Consider the following 18,793-nt stretch of genomic DNA (forward strand, 5'->3'; position numbering starts at 1 on the left):
TGGGTGCCGGTGCTTCCGGTTGCGTGACCATTCCGTTATCCTGGTCGGACTCATGGGCAGGCACACGGCAGACTTCAGCTCCGACCGCGGCAGCAGCGAGCTCCTCGACCACACGGTCGTCGGTGAGCGTCGCGCGGCACGTGAACGACTCCGCACGGCGGAGCACGCGGTCCTCCACGCGGCCCCCGCGGTCGCGACGGCGTCCATCCCCGCCGCACCCGTCAGCGCCCCGGCGCGCTCCACGTTCGACGCCGCGGTCCCGCGGACGCCGGCCGACCCGCGGGTCGTCAAGCAGCGCCGTGCCGTGCAGCAGCGCCGAGCGGTCGCCGCCGCACCGAAGCCCGCCCGCAGCGTGAACACGTTCATGCGCAAGCGCGCGACGATCCCCGCGCTCTCGTTCTTCGCCGTGTTCGGCTTCGTGGGCGGCTCGCTCTTCAACCCGATGCAGCCGGACGTGGCGCAGGCGGCCGTCTCGGCACCCGTGCTCGTCAAGGCCCCGGTGGAACCGCAGCAGTACACCGCGCACGGCACCTACGGCGACTTCGAGGTCTCCCGCGACGGCTACGGCGTCACGGTCCCCGCGCCGAAGGTGACCGCCCCGCCGGCGACCGAGACCGACGACACCGCGGACACGACGGCCACCAAGAAGGTCACCGCGACGAACACCATCGCCGCCCAGGCCGCCACGCCGAACCCCGGCAGCGCGCAGGCCATCGCCCAGGAGATGGTCGCGGCCCGCGGCTGGGGCTCCGACCAGTTCAACTGCCTGGTGCTGCTCTGGAACAAGGAGTCCGGCTGGCGCGTGAACGCCTACAACCCGAGTGGTGCGTACGGCATCCCGCAGGCGCTCCCCGGCAGCAAGATGGGCACGGTCGGCGCCGACTGGCAGACGAACCCGGCGACGCAGATCACCTGGGGCCTCAACTACATCTCGGGCGTGTACGGCACGCCGTGCGGCGCCTGGGGCCACAGCCAGTCCTACAACTGGTACTGATCGGCGCCGGGGGTGCCGCGCAGCAACCGACCGCGGCGTCCCCGCGGTCACGGACCCGAGCCCGAGGACGAACCCACGGGCTTCGACCGGCTCATGTCGTCCTGGAAGCGGACCGAGGTCCGGCGTGGCCGTACGTTCACCGTGCAGCCCGTCTCGGCGGCGTCCGCGCAGAAGGAGTACGTCTGCCCGGGCTGCGGCGGCACCGTCCTGCCCGGCACCGCGCACGTGGTCGTCTGGCGCGCCGACGGTGTCCTCGGTGACGAGGCCGACCTGGCGTCGCGCCGCCATTGGCACAACCACTGCTGGAGCATCGCATGAGCACCGAGATCCGCTCGAACACCGAACTGCCGGCACAGCGGACCGACGTCGAGCTGTACACGGACGACCACCTGACGCTCGTCGGTGAGCTCGCCGAACCGCTGGGACGCCCCGCTCGCGGCACGATCGTCACCCTGCACCCGCTGCCCACGGCGCAGGGGTTCATGGACTCGCACGTCCTGAAGAAGGCCGCGGCCCGCCTGCCGGAACTCGCCGACATCGCGGTCCTGCGGTTCAACTTCCGGTCGGTCTCCTCGCCACGCGGGACGTCCGAGGGCGCCTTCGGCGACGGTGTCTCCGAGGGCTTCGACCTGCGCGCCGCCGTCCGCGAGGTCACCGCGCGCGGGCTCCCCACGCCGTGGCTCGTCGGGTGGTCCTTCGGCACCGAGGTCGTCCTCAAGCACGCGCTCGAGCACGTCGCGGCCGGCACCGTCGCCGGGGTGGTCCTGCTGTCGCCGCCCCTGCACCGCACCTCGGACGAGGAACTCGCACGCTGGGCGTCCGTCGACGTGCCCGTGGTCGCGCTCGTCCCGGAGCACGACGACTTCCTGCGCCCGGACGAGGCCGCGCGTCGCTTCGCTCCTGCGCCGAACGTCCGGGTCGTGCCGATCGAGGGCGCGAAGCACCTGTGGGTGGGGGAGCGGTACGTGCGGATCGTGCTCGACACGATCGCCGACCTCGTCGTGCCCGGCAGCGCGCCGCTGCCGACGCACACCGACCTGCCGGTCCGTTCCGCCTGACGGCCCACCCGGCCGTCCCGACGACGAGGCCCGGTCTGGAGGCGCGGGTCGCGCCTCCAGACCGGGTCACCGTCAGTGGGTGGTGACGTCCGTCGCGGTGTCCGTGTCCGCGTCCGTGTCGCGACCGGCGTCCGGTGCGCCGGAACCGAGCAGTCCGGTGGCGTGCGTCAGCACGCCACGCAGGTTCTCGAGGTAGCCGGCGACGGCATCGCGCTCGGTCCGGATCGCCGCCAGGCGGTCCTCGGCCTCGGCCTCGATCGCGGCGGTGCGCTCCTCGGCGTCGGCGACCATGCGGTGCACGCGCTGCTGGGCGTCGGCGACGATCGTCCGGGCGTGCTCCTGCGCGTCGGCCGTGCTGGAGCGCTCGAGGTCGTCGGCTTCCTGCTGCAGGCGCTCGGCGCGTTCGCGGGCCTCGGTTGCTCGGCGGGTCGCCTCGGCGAGCTGCAGGTTCGCCTCGTCGAGGTACTTCTGCGTCTCGGTGACGGTCTCGTGGTGCTTCTGCAGGTACTCCTGCTCGGCGTCGTCGCGGCGGGCGGCGAGCTCCGACTCGAGCGCCGTGCGGGCCGCTTCACGCTCGCGGGCGATCTCGGAGCGGACCTCGTCGCGCTCCTTGGCGAGGACCGCGCGCATCGTCTCGACCTCCTGCTGGAGGGCGGCGCGCTCGGCTTCGAGGTCGGTGAGCTCGGCGCGGCGACGGTCGGCGACCTCGGCGTCCAGTTCGGCGTGCTCGCGCTCCCGGCGGGCGGCGAGCTCGTCGGCGTGCTCACGGGCGGCGCGCTCCGCGGCGGCGTCGGCCTCGGCGCGCTCCCGCTCGATGCGAGCGCTGTGCTGCTGCAGCTCGTCGGCGATGCGGTCGGAGGTCTCCTGCACGAGGCGGGCGTTCTCGACGCGGGTCTGCTCCTCGTCGACGCGCAGCTGGGCGCGGAGGGCCTCGGCCTCCTGCTCCAGCGCCGCTCGGGCACGGGCGAGCTCGCGCTCCCAGCCGGCACGGGCGGCGGCGAGTTCCTCGTCGTGCACGCGTCGGCGTTCCCCGAGCTCGGCGTCCAGGTCGGCGCGGCGGGTCGCGGTCTCCGACTCGAGGGCGGCGCGGCCCTCCTCGAGCGCCAGGGCGTGTTCGCGCTGCTGCTCGTCGCGCTCGCGGTGCCAGGCCGTGCGACCCTCGGTGACCTCGCGGTCGAGGGCCGTGCGCCGGTCGGTCTCCTCGCGCTCGAGGTCGGCCGTGCGACGGGTGTGCTCCGCCTCGAACACGCTGCGGCGGTGCTCGGTCTCGCGGTCCAGTTCCTCGGCCGCGGCGCGGGCCTGCGCGGCGTCGCGCTGCGCGGTCTCGCGGAGCTCGGCGACCTCGTGCTCGACGCGGGCACGCAGGGCGTTCGTCTCGCGGATGGCGACCGAGCGGACCTCGGCGGCCTCGGTGACGGCGGCGCCCCGGATCGCGGCGGCCTCGTTGCGGGCGTCCTGCGTGAGCAGGCCGGCCTCGGCGCGGGCACGCTCGATGGTGTCGGCGGACTCGGCGCGGGCGCGGGACAGCTCGTCGGTGGCGCGGCTCCTGGCGTCCTCGAGCGTCTCGGAGGCCTCTTGCCGGGCCTCGCGGAGCAGGCGGTCGGCCTCGTTCCGGCTCGCGGCACGCAGGCGCTGGGCGTCGATGTCGGCCTGGCTGATGAGGCGCGTCGACTGCTCCTCGGCGACCCGGAGCGTCGACTCGAGGCGCGTGCCGAGTCCGCTGTAGGTCGGGGTCCCGGCCTCGTCGAGCTCGCCCTGCAGGTCGGAGACGCGGGTCTGCAGGAGACGGATCTCCTTCGCGGCCTCGGCGCGGTCGTTGTTCGACTTGATGAGCTCCCGGCGCAGGTCGCCCAGGGCCCGGTCCACGTCGTCGCGGCGGTACCCGCGCAGCTCGGTCCCGAACTCGGCCTCGTCGTTCGCCACGTGTTGCTCCTGGGGGTCGGCGGAGGGCCAGCCCTTGGCCCGCGGACGATTGTAGTGGCGGCGCCACCGGCGGGGCTGAGCCGGGCTCGCCGCCGGCTCCCGACCGGCGCGGTGTGCGGTGCGCGCTCGAGGTGGGCGGCCCGTGAGCGTTCGGCTCAGCGAGCAGGGATGCGATGTCCAGGGTCGCTCGCTATCCTGGAGCGCTGATTCGCGCGCCGACATCCCCCACCCCGGCGCGGTAGGGAGAAGATCCGTGCGATTCGTCCTGGCGATCGTCAGTTTCGTCATCGGTCTGCTGCTCGTCGGGCTCGCTGTCGGCCAGCGAACCGTCTTCGCGCCACCGTCCTCGCTCGTCGCGCAGTCGACGAGCAAGGCATCCGCCCCGGTGACGGTCATTCCGGGGACGACGCTCAACGCCAACCCCGGGTACCAGCGCATCAACGTCTCCGGTTCCGGCGACGTCTTCGCCGCCTACGGCAAGACGAGCGACGTGCAGGCCTGGATCGGCGACGCGAAGCACACCACGCTCCGGTTCGACGCCGAGCAGGACCGCCTGGTCGGCAAGACGACCGGCAGTGCCTCGAGCGTCCCGGACCCGTCGGGCAGCGACCTCTGGTACCAGGAGTGGCCCGGTGCGGGGCAGTTCACCGTGCGGCTGCCGTCGGACGTGTCGCTCGTGGTCCTCGGCAACGGGAAGGACGCTGCACCGACCGACGTGTCCGTGACCTGGCCGCGGGACACCGCGACCCCGTCGGTCGGCCCACTGCTCGTCGCGGGCGGCCTGTTCCTCGTCGGCGGCGTCGCGCTGCTCGTCTGGGCGTTCCTGCACCAGCGTCGGGGGCGCGGTCCGCGTCGTCGCAGCGGTGGGACGAGGCCGCCCCGGGTGCGCGCGTCCCGCCGGGCCGCCGCAGCGGGTGCCCAGGTGCCGAGCCGCGGTCGTCGTGGGCGCCGTCCGCTCATCGCCGTACCGATCGTGCTCGTCGGCGCGCTCGGGCTCGCCGGCTGTTCGTCCGACTACTGGCCGCAGGGCGGTTCCGCGGACGTGACCGCCACGCCGACCGCATCGGCGACCGCGGGTGCCGAGCAGGACGAGCCGACGGCAGCGTCGAAGCAGCAGATCCAGAAGATCGTGCAGCGCGTCGCCGAGGTGGCACAGAAGGCCGACGAAGCCAAGGACGCGTCGCTCCTCGAGTCGCGCTTCACGGGTGCCGCGCTCGACTTCCGGAAGGCCAACTACGCCATCCGCGCGAAGGACGACAAGGCGGCGGCCCCGCCGGCGATCTCCGCGCAGCAGGTGTGCGTCGCGCTCCCGCAGCAGACGGACACCTGGCCGCGCACGGTGTTCGCGATCGTGGCCGAGGACTGCACCGCGAAGACCGCCCCGCAGGCGCTCACGATGGTCCAGGCGAGCGCACGCGACGAGTACAAGGTCGCGTACGACGTGTCGCTCGAGGCCGCGGCGCAGGTGCCGAGCCTCGCGCCGACGTCCCTCGGTGCCGCGCAGCTCGCCGGCAACACGAAGCTGCTCCGCATCGCGCCGGACGACATCGCCGCCGCCTACGGTGACGTGCTGTCGAAGGACAGCGAGAGCTCGTCGGCGTCGCTGTTCGAGTCCGACGGCGACGGCCTGCGGTCGACCATCGGCAAGGCGTACAAGGACAAGAAGTCCGAATCGCTGCCGGACACCGCCAAGATCGAGTACTCGTCCCAGGTCCCCGACGACAGCGCGATCGCCATCGCGACCGACGGTGCCGGTGCGCTCGTGTCCGCCGACCTGGACGAGATCGAGAAGGTCACGCCGACCGCAGCCGGTGCCGAGGTGAACACCGAGGGTGCCGTCAAGGCGCTGTCGGGCGTCGACTCCAGCACGAAGGGAATCAGCGCCACGTACAGCGTGCAGCTGCTCTTCTCCGTGCCGCCCGTCGGAAGTGATGACAAGGTGGTCCTGCTCGGGTTCACGCAGGGCCTGACCGCAGCGAGTGAGGTGCAATGACCAACGTCCCCCCGACCCCGTCCGGTCTCCGCGGAGCCGTCGACCTGTCGTCGCTCGTCGACCGGGCCCAGCGTCCGGCAGCCCCAACCGCCCCGGTCGCCCCCGCTCCGGGGGCACCGCAGGGCGCGACCGCAGGTGCAGCGCCGTCGACGACCGAGCCGGCCGTCCCGTCGCTCGTGCTCGACGTCACCGACCAGACGTTCCAGGACGTGCTCGAGCTGTCCTCGGTCGTCCCGGTGATCGTCGACATCTGGGCCGAGTGGTGCGGGCCGTGCAAGCAGCTCTCACCGATCCTCGAGCAGCTCACCGCCGAGTACGACGGTCGTGTCGTGCTCGCCAAGGTCGACGCGGACACCAACCCGCAGCTCGTCCAGGCGTTCCAGGCGCAGTCCATCCCGACCGTCGCGGCGGTCATCGGCGGGCGCCCGCTCGGGCTCTTCGTCGGTGCGCTTCCCGAGGCGCAGGTCCGCGACGTCTTCGAGCAGGTCGTCGCCGCCGCCGAGCAGAACGGCGTGACCGGGCGTGTGCGCGTCGACGGCCAGTCCGGAGACGTCGCCGCGGAGCCGCAGGGTGAACCCGAGCCGGAGCCGCTGCCGCCGCACCACCAGGCCGCCTACGACGCGATCGAGCGCGGTGACTACGCCGCCGCCGTGCAGGAGTACAAGACCGCGATCGCGCAGGACCCGAACGACCAGATGGCCGTCGCCGGTCTCGCGCAGGTGTCGCTGCTCGACCGGCTCTCCGGCCGCACAGCGGACGAGATCCGGAGCGCTGCTGCCGCTGCGCCCCAGGACGTCGAGGCGCAGCTCGCCGTGGCCGACCTGGACGTCAGCGGCGGGCACGTCGAGGACGCGTTCGGGCGCCTGCTCGACCTCGTCCCCACCGTGTTCGGTGCCGAGCGCGAGGCCCTTCGCGTCCGACTCGTGGAGTACTTCGAGCTCGTCGGTGTGGACGACCCGCGGGTCGTCGTGGCGCGTCGTCGGCTCGCGAACGCGCTGTACTAGCGCGCGGTCCTCGCGCGACGTCGCCGAGACGCCGCCGATCCGCCGAGACGCCGCCGGATCCGGCGGCGTCTCGGCGTTCCGGGACCGTCTCGCTGCTGCGGGACCATCTGGTGGGGCCGATGCCGTCGCACGGGTGCGCACCATGTGACGGACGGGAGGCGCGGTGCCAGCCGGCACCGCGCCTCCCGTCCGTCAGGGGGACGCGTCAGCGAGCCAGGCGCAACCAGACCGCACCGAGCGGCGGCACCACGAAGTGTGCCGAGGCGGGGCGGCCCGCCCACGGGGTCTCGTCCGCGGTGACCGAGCCGAGGTTGCCGACCCCGGATCCGCCGTACTCGACGGCGTCGGTGTTGAGCACCTCGTCCCACTGGCCGGCCGACGGCAGGCCGAAGCGCCGCTCCACGGGCACGCCCGAGAAGTTCACGAACACGGCCAGTCGGTCGTCGCCGTCCTTGCGCAGGAACCCGAGTGTGGAGTGCGGGGCGTCGCCGCCCTCGATCCACTCGAATCCCTCGGGCGAGGAGTCGTGCGTCCACAGCGCCGGCGTGTCCTTGTAGACGCGGTTGAGCGAGGCGACGAGGTTCTGGACGCCGAGGTGCCCCGGGTCGTCGAGGAGCCACCAGTCGAGGCCGCGGGCCTCGGACCACTCGGACGGCTGCGCGAACTCCTGGCCCATGAAGAGCAGCTGCTTGCCGGGGTGCGCCCACATGTAGGCCAGGTAGGCGCGGACGTTCGCGAGCTTCTGCCACTCGTCGCCGGGCATCTTGCCGAAGAGCGAGCCCTTGCCGTGCACGACCTCGTCGTGGCTGATCGGCAGCGTGAACTGCTCGCTGAACGCGTACACGAGCGAGAACGTGATCTCGTCGTGGTGGTAGCTGCGGTGGACCGGCTCGCGCTCGATGTACTCGAGGGAGTCGTGCATCCACCCCATGTTCCACTTCTGGCCGAAACCCAGACCGCCGGCGCTCGTCGGCTGGGTCACGCCCGGCCACGAGGTGCTCTCCTCGGCGATCATGACGATGCCGGGGTAGCGCTTGTACGCCGTGGCGTTCGTCTCCTGCAGGAAGGAGATCGCCTCGAGGTTCTCGCGGCCCCCGTGCACGTTCGGCAGCCACTCGGTACGGGAGTAGTCGAGGTACAGCATCGACGCGACGGCGTCCACGCGCAGACCGTCGATGTGGAACTCCTCGAGCCAGTACAGCGCGTTCGCGACCAGGAAGTTCCGCACCTGCGGCTGCCCGAAGTCGAACACGTAGGTGCCCCAGTCGAGCTGCTCGCCGCGTCGGGGATCGGGGTGCTCGAACAGGGCGTACCCGTCGAACTTCGCCAGCGCCCACTCGTCCTTGGGGAAGTGGCCTGGGACCCAGTCCATGATCACGCCGATGCCCGCGGAGTGCAGTCGGTCGATCAGGTAGCGGAGGTCGTCCGGCGTTCCGAACCGGGCGGTCGGGGCGTAGTACCCGGTGACCTGGTAGCCCCACGAACCGCCGAAGGGGTGCTCGGCGAGGGGGAGGAACTCGACGTGCGTGAACCCGAGGTGCTGCACGTGCCCGATCAGCTGGTCGGCGACCTCGCGGTAGGACAGCCCCGGACGCCAGGAGCCGAGGTGCACCTCGTACACGCTCATCGGGGCGTCGTGCGTGGTGCTCTGCGCGCGGCGTTCCATCCAGGCGGTGTCGCCCTCGGACCACGTGTAGTCAGACGCGGTGATCACGGAGGCGGTCGCCGGCGGCACCTCGGTCCGACGGGCGAAGGGGTCCGCCCGCTCGACCCAGCCGGAGTCGGTCAGGATCTGGAACTTGTACCGCTGCCCGACCAGGGCACCCGGCCAGAAGAGCTCCCACACACCGATGTCGCCGAGGCGGCGCATCGCGGTGGTGCGACCCTCCCAGCCCTCGAAGTCGCCGATCACCCGGACGGCCGTGGCACGGGGCGCCCAGACCGTGAAGGCCACGCCGTCGACGCCGTCGATCGTGGTGACGTGGGCGCCGAGGTGGTGCCAGAGCTGCTCGTCGCGACCCTCGCCGAACAGGTGGAGGTCGAGCTCACCGATGGTCGGCGCGAAGCGGTAGGCGTCGTCCGTGGTCCAGGTCGCGTCGTCGGCGTCCGTGGACTCGTCGAAGTCGTAGTCGGCCTCGACCCGGTAGCGGCCGAGGGTGCCGGGCGTCGCACCGGCCCACATGCCGTCGCCCTCGTGGGTGAGTTCGACGTCGTCGCCGTCGGGGCGGACGATCCGGACCGACGATGCGAGGTGTCGGACGACCCGGACGCTCGTCCCACCGTCGACCGGGTGCGGCCCGAGCACGTCGTGCGGGCGGGACCAGCGGCCCTCGGCGACCTGCTGCCGGAGCCAGTCCTCGACCGGGGCGGGCCGCGGTCCGTCGGGCGACGGCGCACCGGAGTCGGTGCTCGGGGTCGGCGCGGTGCTCGTCGTCGCGGTGGTGCTCGCCGCTGTCGGCTCCTGGGACCCGGACGGAGCGGTGGCCTGTCCGCCGAGCGTCGCGGACTCGGGAACGCCGCGGTCCGGAGCTTCGGGGGAGACCTCCGGCGCGCCGGGGAGGTCCTCGCCCGGAGCGGACACGCGCGGTTCGTAGCGCGGCTCGTCGGCGCCGCCTGAGGCGTCGGCGGGCGGCGTCACGGTCGGACGACGCACGGGCGGCGGGGGCGGCGGCACCGGCGGGACGCTCGGGCCCTGTCCTCGGTCGGCGGCGGGCGTCGATGCCGGGCTGTCAGGAGCGCTGGCGGAGTTCGGCTGGTCGGCACCCATCGGCGGGGTCCCCTTCGGGTCACGGTCGGTCATCGGTGGGGTCCCTCCACGACGAGCAGGTGCACGGGCTCCTGGAACGCGTCCAGGCGGACGTAGTTCGACGAGCCCCACACCCAACGCTGGCCGGTCACGACGTCGCGGACGTCGAACGGCTGCTCGGTCGGTAGTCCCAGGGCAGCGAGGTCGAGGTGCACCGTCGTCTCGCGGGCGGAGTGCGGGTCGACGTTCGCCACGACGATCACCGTGTCGGCGCGGCCGGAACGGATGAACTCGCCGGGCAGGTGCTTCGAGTACACGACGATCGCCGGGTCCTCTGCCGCGTGCACGTGCAGGTTGCGCAACTGCCGGAGCGCGGGGTGCGCCTGCCGGAACCGGTTGAGCATCGTGACGTAGGGCGCCAGGCTCGCCCCCTCGGCCTCGGCCAGGGCGAAGTCACGGGGCTTGTACTCGTACTTCTCGTTGTCGATGTTCTCCTCGGAACCCGGGCGGGCGACGTCCTCGAAGAGCTCGTACCCGGCGTACATGCCCCAGGTCGGCGCCCCCGTCGCGGCGAGCGCAGCCCGCACCTTGTAGCCGGCACGGCCGCCGAACTGCAGGTACTCGGTGAGGATGTCCGGCGTGTTCACGAACAGGTTCGGGCGCAGGTAGGCGCTCGTCTCGTGGCTGAGCTCGGTGAAGTAGTCCTCGATCTCGTCCTTCGTGTTCCGCCACGTGAAGTACGTGTAGGACTGCTGGAACCCGGCCTCGGCCAGGGCACGCATCATCGCCGGGCGGGTGAACGCCTCGGCCAGGAACACAGTCTCGGGGTGCTCGTCGCGGACCTCGCGGATGACCCGCTCCCAGAACCACAGCGGCTTGGTGTGCGGGTTGTCGACGCGGAAGATCCGGACACCGAAGGCGATCCAGTGCCGGAGGACCCGGAGGACCTCGGTGACGATGCCCTCGGGGTCGGAGTCGAACTGGATCGGGTAGATGTCCTGGTAGCGCTTCGGCGGGTTCTCGGCGGTGGCGATCGATCCGTCGGCGCGGACCGTGAACCACTCCGGGTGCGCCTGCACCCAGGGGTGGTCGGGGGAGCACTGGAGGGCGAAGTCGAGCGCGACCTCCATCCCGGTGTTCTTCGCCGTCTCGACGAAGTCGCGGAAGTCGTCCTCGGTCCCCAGGTCCGGGTGGATCGCGTCGTGACCGCCCTCCGGCCCGCCGATCGCCCACGGGCTGCCGGGGTCGTTCGGACCAGGGGTCAGCGTGTTGTTCGGGCCCTTGCGTGCGGTGGTGCCGATCGGGTGGATCGGCGGCAGGTAGACGACGTCGAAGCCCATGCGGGCCACCGCGGGCAGACGTCGGGCCGCGGTGCGGAAGTCGCCGCTCTTCCACGACCCGTCGGGGTTCTTCTTCGCGCCCTCGCTCCGGGGGAAGAACTCGTACCAGGCGCCGACACCGGCGCGGGTGCGCTCGACGTCGAGCAGCTGGGTCGGGGAGTGCGTGCGGAGCGAGGTGAGCGGTGCGTCCTCGACCTCGCCGGTGATCCGCGGGTCGTCGACGGCGGCGAGTCGTTCGGCCGGGTCGAGCTCGGTGTCCCGGACCCGCTCGGCGGCACGCGCGGCGGCGGTCGAGTCGGTCTCCGCCGCGAGTCGGTCGAGCAGCACCGCCCCGTCGAGGAGCGTGGCCTCGGTGTCCACCCCGGCGGCGATCTTCAGGCGTGCCCCGTGGATCCAGGTCGCCCAGTCGTCGGAGAACGACTCGACATGCCACGTCCAGACGCCCGTGTGGTCGACCTGCACGGTCGCCTCGTACCGGTCGGTGCCGGCGCCCACCAAGGTCATCGGGACGGTGCGGGTGCCGCCGTCGGGGCGCTCCAGCACGAGGTCGGCGCCGATGACCCCGTGTCCCTCGCGGAAGACGGTCGCACCGAACGTGATCACCTCGCCGTCGAAGGCCTTCGACGGGAACCCGTTCGGGGTCGTCGGCGTGAGTCGGGTGATCGGGATGCGCCCGATCTTCGGTCGGCGGGGTCGGTCTGCAGTGGCCACGGAGCCGACGCTACCCGGCTGCGGGGCCAGCGTTCCCCGGAAGACGCGGCCTGTGCACGACCGGGCGCGCCGTGCGGCCTGTGGAGGAGGACGGCGCCGTGCACGTTCCTGCCCATCGCAGCCGACGTGGGAAGCCGATCCGCGCATCGGGAGTCGGAAGGAACGACCTCCGACGAGCGGATCGTCCTCCGACGCTCGGGACCGCCTCCGACGCGCGGATCGGTACCGGAAGGCGCCCGGCCCGACGCGCGGATCGGCCCCAGGCGCCCTACGCCACCTCGAACACGTGGATGCCCGGGCCGTAGGCGGTGAAGACCTGCCCGGCCGGGCGGACCCGCTCGTGGTCCCGGTGCTTCTCGCTCGACCAGGCCAGGCGGTACCCGACGACGTCGTCGCGGACCGGCAGCGTCAGGTCCCGCGTCCGCCCGCTGCCGTGCACGACGACGAGCACCCGGTCGGCCGGCTCGTGCACCGGGGTCGACTCGGCGAACCACTGCACCGCGCGGTGGATCGGCTGGTCCCACCCCTCCGGGGTCATCGCACCGCCGTCCGGCCCGTACCAGGACATCCGCGTCGCTCCCGGGGTCTCCTGCCCCTCGACGCCGTAGCGGGTGGGGCGGAGCGCCGGGTGTGCGGCCCGGAGCCGGGCGAGTGCGGCGACCGCCTCGGTCATCGACTCGGCGTCCTCGTCGTCGGACCAGTCGACGGGCGTCAGGTCCTCGGACACGACGTACGCGTTGTTGTTGCCGTGCTGCGTGCGGCTCCGCTCGTCGCCGGCGGTGAGCATCGGGACGCCGGCGGACAGCATGAGCGTGCCGACGAGGTTCCGCATCGACCGACCCCGGGCGGCGCGCACCCCGCGGTCGGCGGTGTCGCCCTCGATGCCGTGGTTGAACGAGCGGTTGTCGTCCGACCCGTCGCGGTTCTCCTCGCCGTTCGCCTCGTTGTGCTTGCGGTCGTGCGAGACCAGGTCGAGCAGGGTGAAGCCGTCGTGGGCGGTGACGAAGTTCACGCTCGCCGTCGGACCGCGGTCCGGACCGAACAGCGCACGCGACCCCGTCAGCGCCCCGGCGAGCGCTCCGATCCCCGCGGAGGGCGCACCGTTCCGCCGTTCCTCGGCGATGTCCGTCAGCCAGAACTGCCGCACGGTGTTCCGGAAGCCGTCGTTCCACTCGCTCGTCCGGGCACCGAACGCCCCGGTGCGCCACCCGTCCGGTCCGACGTCCCACGGCTCGGCGACGACGAGCACGTCCTGCAGGTCGGGGTGCCGGCGGATCCGGTCGAGCAGCGGGTGCGCCGCGTCGAAGACGTGGCGGTCGTCGCGGGCGAGCGCGGCCATCAGGTCGAACCGGAAGCCGTCGACCTGGACCTCGCGCGCCCAGTAGCGGAGGCTGTCGACGACGAGGTCGGCGATGGCGTCCGTCGAGGTGTTCAGCGTGTTCCCGCACCCGGTCGTGTCGTAGTACGCGTCGCCGTCCGGGGTCCACCGGTAGTGGGACGCGCCGTCGAGTCCGCGGAGCGACGAGGTGGGACCGCCCAGGCCCTCCTCTGCGGTGTGGTTGTAGACGACGTCGAGCACGACCTGGATCCCGGCCTCGTGCAGGAGCCGGACCATGCCCTTGAACTCCCGCAGGACCCCGGAGGCGCCGGCGGCCCGCGCCTCGGCGGAGGCGTGCGCGGCGTGCGGGGCGAAGAAGCCGAGGGAGTTGTACCCCCACGCGTTCTCCCGACCGGCGTCGCGGAGCCACGCCTCGGAGTCGAACGCGTGCACGGGCAGCAGCTCGATCGTCGTGACGCCGATGCGGTGCAGGTGCGCGATCGTGCTCGGGTGGGCCACGCCCGCGTACGTCCCGCGCAGGTGCTCGGGCACGTGCGGGTTCGCCGCGGTCAGCGTGCGGACGTTCGCCTCGTACACGACGGCCCGGTCGAGCGGTACGACCGGCTTCACCACGCCGCCCCAGTCGAACGCGTCGTCGACGACCTCGCTCGTCCAGCGCGCAGAGCCGGAGCCGCCGCCGGAGCCGGCGTCGGCACGCACGATCCCGCGGGCGTACGGGTCGAGCAGCGGTCGCGACGCGTCGAACCCGTGCCGCGGCCCGTCCGGTCCGTCCACGAGCAGGTGGTAGCGGTCGCCCGGTCGGACGTCGGGTGTGGCGGCCGCCCAGCGGTCCGTCCCCGTGACCGGCTCGAGCGGGTACCACGTCGGCTGCGCGTCACCGGGGCGCTGCACGACCAGGGTCACGGCGGTCGCGTCCGTGGAACGGACCGAGAACCGCGGCTCGCCGTCGCCGAGGCGGAAGCCGGGGGTCTCGTCGATCGCGGTCTCCTGCATGCCACCCAGGGTACGAGAGGCCGCGCGTATCCTGGACACGCTCGACCGGGGGCCACCGCGCGCCCCGCCGCCCACGTCCAGGAAGTCCCGTGCCCGTCTACCTCGACCACGCCGCGACGACGCCGATGCTGCCCGCAGCGCTCGCCGCGTTCACCGACGCGCTCGGCACCGTCGGGAACCCGTCGTCGATCCACAGCGCCGGACAGCGCGCGAAGATGCTGCTCGAGGACGGCCGCGCCGCCGTCGCGGCGTCGCTCGACGCCGAGCCGGTCGAGGTCGTCTTCACCTCCGGCGGCACCGAGAGCATCAACCTCGCCGTGAAGGGCCTGTACTGGGCCCGCCAGCAGGACCGCCCACGGCCGCGGATCGTCGTCCCGGCGGGGGAGCACCACGCGACGGTCGACACCGTCGAGTGGCTCGAGCGCCACGAGGGAGCGGTCGTCGACGTGGTCCCGTTGGACGCGCAGGGTCGCGTCGACCTCGCCGGCCTGGAGGCGCGACTCGCGGACGCCACGGACGTCGCCCTGGTCACGTTCCTGTGGGCGAACAACGAGGTCGGCACCCTGCAGCCGGTGCGTCGCATCGTGGAGACCGCGCACGCCGCGGGCGTGCCGGTGCACAGCGACGCCGTCGCCGCGTACGGCCAGGTGCCGGTCTCGTTCCGGGACTCCGGGCTCGACGCGCTGAGCGTGTCGGCACACAAGATCGGCGGACCGGTCGGCATCGGTGCGCTCGTCCTCGGACGTCGTGCCACGGTCGAGCCCCTGATCCACGGCGGCGGCCAGCAACGGCAGGTCCGGAGCGGCACCCAGGACGCGTCGGCCGCGGTCGCGTTCGGCGTCGCCGCGTCCACCGCACACACGGACCTCTCGCCCCTGCGGGACCGGCTCGTGGCCGGTGTGCAGCGGGCCGTCCCGTCCGCGCGGTTGATGGGTGACCCGGTCGACCGGCTGCCGGGCAACGCGCACTTCACGTTCCCGGGCTGCGAGGGCGACTCGCTGCTGTTCCTGCTCGACGCCGCCGGGGTCGCGGTGTCCACCGGTTCGGCGTGCCAGGCCGGCGTGCCGGAGGCCTCGCACGTGCTGCTCGCGATGGGGCTCTCCGAGCAGGACGCCCGCGGCGCGCTGCGCATCACGCTCGGGCACACCTCGACGCAGGCCGACGTCGACGCGTTCCTCGCCGCACTGCCGGACGCGGTCGTCCGGGCCGGTGCCGCGGGGATGGCCGCACGCACGCCCGTGCTCGGCCGCTGACCCCGATGCAGCTGAGACCCGCCGACGCTGCTTCCGGCGGTCAGGCCGGTTCGTCGACGAGCGCGACGAACCGGGTGCCCACCCCGTGCACGGCGTACCGGGCGTGTCCCGGTGCGGGTGCCGGCGCGTCCTCGGGGTCGTGCCGGTCGCACACGAGCAGCGTCCACTCCGGCCACCACTTCTTCGGTCGAGCCGTCTCGGTGTCCCCGCAGATCGAGCAGGTGAGGTCCGTCCAGACCTTCCTGGCCCCCGTCCGGTTCGCCCGCGACTGCACGAGCCAGGCGGGCGGGTCCGACTCGATCGCCGACAGCTCCGCCTCGGAGAGGTGGGCGGGGAGCCCGTGCCGGCTCGCCATCTCCATGGGGATGTCGAGCCGGACGGCGGCGTCGCGTCGTGAGACCATCCGACCAGGGTAGGCGGCGTCGGACGCGACCGGCGTGGCGGCGGTGGGGCGTGCCTCCCGGTCGGCGGCCCCGGACGCACGCCGGTAGGATCGGTGACCATGGTCGAACTGGACTTCTCCGAGCAGCTCTCCGCCCTCCGCGAGACGTTCGGCAACATCCGCTCGGTGGTCGACGTCGACCGCCTGCAGCGTGAGATCGCCGAACTCAGCGAGCAGGCGGGTGCCCAGGACCTCTGGGACGACGTCGAGCACGCGCAGCAGGTGACGAGCGCGCTCTCGCACCGGCAGGCCGAGCTGCGGAAGATCACCGACACCGAGCAGCGCATCGACGACCTCGAGGTCCTCGTCGAGATGGCGAACGAGGCCGACGACCAGGAGTCCGCGGACGAGGCCGCCGCCGAGCTCAAGGCCATCCAGAAGACGATGAGCGACCTCGAGGTGCAGACGCTCCTCGACGGCGAGTACGACGACCGCCCCGCGGTGATCACGATCCGTGCGGGTGCCGGCGGGGTCGACGCGGCGGACTTCGCCGAGATGCTCCTCCGCATGTACCTGCGCTACGCCGAGCAGCACGGCTACAAGACCACCGTGATGGACACCTCCTACGCGGAGGAGGCGGGCATCAAGTCCGCCACGTTCGAGGTCGACGCGCCGCACGCGTTCGGCACCCTGTCGGTCGAGGCGGGCACGCACCGCCTGGTCCGGATGTCGCCGTTCGGCGCCGCCGGCAAGCGCCAGACGTCCTTCGCGGCGGTCGAGGTCATCCCGCTCATGCCGGAGACCGCGGTCATCGACATCCCCGAGAACGACATCCGCGTCGACGTCTTCCGGTCCTCGGGCCCCGGTGGGCAGTCGGTCAACACGACCGACTCCGCCGTCCGCCTGACCCACATCCCGACCGGCACCGTCGTCTCGATGCAGAACGAGAAGTCGCAGATCCAGAACCGTGCCGCGGCCATGCGCGTCCTGCAGTCGCGCCTGCTCCTGCTGAAGCAGGAAGAGGAGAACGCGAAGAAGAAGGAGCTGGCGGGCAACATCACCGCGAGCTGGGGCGACCAGATCCGCTCGTACGTCCTCGCGCCGTACCAGATGGTCAAGGACCTGCGGACCGAGCACGAGGTGAACAACCCCTCAGCCGTGTTCGACGGCGACCTGGACGGCTTCATCAACGCGGGCATCCGCTGGCGCAAGCAGGGCGACGACGACTGAGGGCCGCCGCGGCGGACCTGAGCCGCGCGCCTCGGCGGTTTTCCGGACCGGGCGACCTACCCTGATCCGGTCATGATCAAATTCGACCACGTCACCAAGGTCTACTCGGGCAACCCGAGTCCGGCGCTCGACGACGTCTCCCTCGAGATCCTCAAGGGTGAGTTCGTCTTCCTCGTCGGTGCCTCCGGCTCCGGCAAGTCGAGCTTCCTGCGTCTCGTCCTCAAGGAGGAGAAGCCCTCCCGGGGGCAGATCCACGTGCTCGGGCAACGCCTGGGCGCCCTGTCGTCGCGCAAGGTCCCCTACTTCCGTCGCAACCTCGGCGTGGTGTTCCAGGACTTCCGCCTGCTGCCGAACAAGAACGTCTTCGACAACGTCGCGTTCTCCCTGCAGGTGATCGGCAAGAGCAAGGGCTTCATCAGCGAGGCCGTCACCGACGTGCTCAAGCTCGTCGGGCTCGCCGGCAAGGCGACGCGCATGCCGCACGAGCTCTCCGGTGGTGAGCAGCAGCGTGTCGCGATCGCCCGCGCGGTCGTGAACAAGCCCGCGGTCCTGCTCGCCGACGAGCCGACGGGCAACCTCGACCCGACGACCTCGGCCGGCATCATGGCGCTCCTCGAACGCATCAACCAGGGAGGCACCACCGTGCTCATGGCGACGCACGACGCCAGCATCGTGAACCAGATGCAGCGCCGGGTGATCGAGCTCTCCAACGGCACGATCCTCCGTGACGAGCAGTCCGGCGGGTACCAGACGCAGGCGATCCCCGTGCAGCGCGGCGCCGGCGTCTCGAACACCACCGGCATCCAGACGATCCCGGGGCTCATCCGATGAGGCTCGGGCTGGTCATGTCCGAGGTCGGGTCCGGTCTCCGCCGGAACGTCTCGATGGTGGTGTCCGTCGTCCTCGTGACCTTCATCTCGCTGACCTTCGTCGGCACGGCGATCCTGCTCCAGATGCAGATCAACCAGATGAAGGGCTACTGGTACGACCGGGCCCAGGTCGCGGTGTACCTCTGCACGGACACCGACACCACGGGCAACTGCACCGGGGCGAAGGTCACGGACGAGCAGCGGCAGCAGGTCGAGGCGCAGCTCGACTCGTCGACCCTCAAGCCGTACATCGAGAAGACGTACTTCGAGGACCAGGCGCAGGCGTACGACCGGTTCAAGCAGCAGTTCAAGGACTCGCCGGCGACCGAGTTCGTCAAGCCGGAGTACCTCAACGAGACCATCTGGGTGAACCTGAAGAACCCGTCGCAGGCCGACGTGCTCCAGGAGAGCCTGTCGAAGGTCGCCGGTGTGCAGAGCGTCGTCGACCAGCGCGGCTACCTGCAGCCGATCTTCAACCTGCTGAACGCCTCGTCGTACACGGCGATCGGCATCGCGTCGCTCATGCTCGTCGCCGCCGTCCTGCTCATCGCCACCACGATCCGGCTCTCCGCGTTCAGTCGACGTCGGGAGCTCGGCATCATGCGGCTGGTGGGAGCGTCGAACCGGTTCATCCAGACCCCGTTCGTGCTCGAGGGGGTCATCGCCGCGGCGATCGGCGCGGTCCTGTCGGGTGGCGCGATCCTGGCGGTGGTCTGGTTCTTCGTCCGGAACTACCTGTCCCAGCGGTTCCCGCAGACGTCCTTCATCGGCATGTCCGACGCCGCGGTCGTCGTACCGGCCGTGATCGTCGTGGGCGTGCTGCTCGCGGGCATCTCGGCGTCCATCGCGATCCGGCGGTACCTCCGGGTCTGATCGCCCACACGCCACGCGGGACGGGGTCGACGCGCCGGGAAGGTGCGCGGCCCCGTCGCTGTTCACTAGGCTGGAGGGCTGCGCC

The 18,793-nt window shown here is 72.1% G+C and carries 14 protein-coding genes; 9 read left to right on the plus strand and 5 right to left on the minus strand.

Annotation, left to right across the window (positions count from 1 at the left end; translation table 11 throughout):
• Nucleotides 1–52: 52 nt before the first annotated feature.
• Genes HUN59_RS08495 through HUN59_RS08505 form a run of 3 tightly spaced genes read left to right on the plus strand, consistent with a single transcriptional unit; the run spans nt 53 to nt 2,052 of the window.
• The gene (locus tag HUN59_RS08495) at nt 53–994 is read left to right on the plus strand and encodes a lytic transglycosylase domain-containing protein (RefSeq protein WP_254630025.1); all 942 of its coding nucleotides are present in this window, start codon (nt 53–55) and stop codon (nt 992–994) included.
• Between the two features lie 12 nt (nt 995–1,006).
• Nucleotides 1,007–1,312: a hypothetical protein gene (locus HUN59_RS08500; RefSeq protein ID WP_231049008.1), complete on the plus strand. Its 306-nt coding sequence runs from the start codon at nt 1,007–1,009 to the stop codon at nt 1,310–1,312.
• Nucleotides 1,309–2,052, plus strand: coding sequence for an alpha/beta hydrolase (locus tag HUN59_RS08505; protein ID WP_174778101.1), 744 nt, complete (start codon nt 1,309–1,311; stop codon nt 2,050–2,052). Before HUN59_RS08500 ends, HUN59_RS08505 begins: the two co-directional genes overlap by 4 nt.
• A gap of 72 nt (nt 2,053–2,124) precedes the next feature.
• Here the strand turns inward: HUN59_RS08505 and HUN59_RS08510 are convergent, their stop codons facing one another.
• A complete protein-coding gene (locus HUN59_RS08510; protein WP_174778102.1) occupies nt 2,125–3,975 on the minus strand; it encodes a hypothetical protein in 1,851 nt (616 codons plus the stop codon).
• A 253-nt stretch (nt 3,976–4,228) separates the two neighbouring features.
• Here HUN59_RS08510 and HUN59_RS08515 point away from each other — a divergent pair, with 253 nt between their 5' ends.
• On the plus strand, nt 4,229–5,968 hold the full coding sequence (locus tag HUN59_RS08515; RefSeq protein ID WP_174778103.1) for a hypothetical protein: 1,740 nt from the start codon (nt 4,229–4,231) through the stop codon (nt 5,966–5,968).
• Nucleotides 5,965–6,972: a tetratricopeptide repeat protein gene (locus tag HUN59_RS08520; protein ID WP_174778104.1), complete on the plus strand. Its 1,008-nt coding sequence runs from the start codon at nt 5,965–5,967 to the stop codon at nt 6,970–6,972. Before HUN59_RS08515 ends, HUN59_RS08520 begins: the two co-directional genes overlap by 4 nt.
• Nucleotides 6,973–7,177: 205 nt before the next feature.
• Here HUN59_RS08520 and glgB read toward each other — a convergent pair whose 3' ends face one another.
• The 3 genes from glgB to HUN59_RS08535 all read right to left on the minus strand — a co-directional run bounded on the left by glgB (nt 7,178) and on the right by HUN59_RS08535 (nt 14,101).
• Nucleotides 7,178–9,772: a 1,4-alpha-glucan branching protein GlgB gene (glgB, locus tag HUN59_RS08525; protein WP_254630026.1), complete on the minus strand. Its 2,595-nt coding sequence runs from the start codon at nt 9,770–9,772 to the stop codon at nt 7,178–7,180.
• On the minus strand, nt 9,769–11,769 hold the full coding sequence (locus HUN59_RS08530) for an alpha-1,4-glucan--maltose-1-phosphate maltosyltransferase (protein ID WP_204622584.1): 2,001 nt from the start codon (nt 11,767–11,769) through the stop codon (nt 9,769–9,771). Before HUN59_RS08530 ends, glgB begins: the two co-directional genes overlap by 4 nt.
• Before the next feature lie 268 nt (nt 11,770–12,037).
• A complete protein-coding gene (locus HUN59_RS08535; protein ID WP_174778105.1) occupies nt 12,038–14,101 on the minus strand; it encodes a glycogen debranching protein in 2,064 nt (687 codons plus the stop codon).
• Nucleotides 14,102–14,190: 89 nt separating this feature from the next.
• Between HUN59_RS08535 and HUN59_RS08540 the strand changes: the two genes are divergently transcribed.
• Nucleotides 14,191–15,354, plus strand: coding sequence for a cysteine desulfurase family protein (locus HUN59_RS08540; protein ID WP_174778106.1), 1,164 nt, complete (start codon nt 14,191–14,193; stop codon nt 15,352–15,354).
• A 40-nt stretch (nt 15,355–15,394) separates the two neighbouring features.
• Here HUN59_RS08540 and HUN59_RS08545 read toward each other — a convergent pair whose 3' ends face one another.
• Nucleotides 15,395–15,757 carry a hypothetical protein gene (locus HUN59_RS08545; RefSeq protein WP_174778107.1) on the minus strand — a complete coding sequence of 121 codons (363 nt, stop codon included), beginning with the start codon at nt 15,755–15,757 and terminating at the stop codon, nt 15,395–15,397.
• Nucleotides 15,758–15,856: 99 nt separating this feature from the next.
• On the opposite strand from HUN59_RS08545, the gene prfB reads away from it, so the two are divergent.
• The 3 genes from prfB (at nt 15,857) to ftsX (ending at nt 18,708) form a co-directional block, all read left to right on the plus strand.
• Nucleotides 15,857–16,966, plus strand: a complete 1,110-nt coding sequence (gene prfB / locus HUN59_RS08550) for a peptide chain release factor 2 (RefSeq protein ID WP_058740698.1) — start codon at nt 15,857–15,859, stop codon at nt 16,964–16,966.
• Nucleotides 16,967–17,038: 72 nt separating this feature from the next.
• Nucleotides 17,039–17,797 carry a cell division ATP-binding protein FtsE gene (gene ftsE, locus HUN59_RS08555; RefSeq protein ID WP_058740697.1) on the plus strand — a complete coding sequence of 253 codons (759 nt, stop codon included), beginning with the start codon at nt 17,039–17,041 and terminating at the stop codon, nt 17,795–17,797.
• Nucleotides 17,794–18,708 carry a permease-like cell division protein FtsX gene (ftsX, locus tag HUN59_RS08560; protein ID WP_058740696.1) on the plus strand — a complete coding sequence of 305 codons (915 nt, stop codon included), beginning with the start codon at nt 17,794–17,796 and terminating at the stop codon, nt 18,706–18,708. The genes ftsE and ftsX overlap by 4 nt, the downstream gene beginning before the upstream one ends.
• Nucleotides 18,709–18,793 lie beyond the last annotated feature (85 nt).

The sequence above is a fragment of the Curtobacterium sp. Csp2 genome, assembly GCF_013347165.1.

Coding starts and splice junctions, on each gene's coding strand:
- HUN59_RS08495 (WP_254630025.1), top strand. CDS start 53: ATGGGCAGGCACACGGCAGACTTCAGCTCCGACCGCGGCAGCAGCGAG.
- HUN59_RS08505 (WP_174778101.1), top strand. CDS start 1,309: ATGAGCACCGAGATCCGCTCGAACACCGAACTGCCGGCACAGCGGACC.
- HUN59_RS08520 (WP_174778104.1), top strand. CDS start 5,965: ATGACCAACGTCCCCCCGACCCCGTCCGGTCTCCGCGGAGCCGTCGAC.
- glgB (WP_254630026.1), bottom strand. CDS start 9,772: ATGACCGACCGTGACCCGAAGGGGACCCCGCCGATGGGTGCCGACCAG.
- HUN59_RS08535 (WP_174778105.1), bottom strand. CDS start 14,101: ATGCAGGAGACCGCGATCGACGAGACCCCCGGCTTCCGCCTCGGCGAC.
- HUN59_RS08545 (WP_174778107.1), bottom strand. CDS start 15,757: ATGGTCTCACGACGCGACGCCGCCGTCCGGCTCGACATCCCCATGGAG.
- prfB (WP_058740698.1), top strand. CDS start 15,857: ATGGTCGAACTGGACTTCTCCGAGCAGCTCTCCGCCCTCCGCGAGACG.
- ftsE (WP_058740697.1), top strand. CDS start 17,039: ATGATCAAATTCGACCACGTCACCAAGGTCTACTCGGGCAACCCGAGT.
- ftsX (WP_058740696.1), top strand. CDS start 17,794: ATGAGGCTCGGGCTGGTCATGTCCGAGGTCGGGTCCGGTCTCCGCCGG.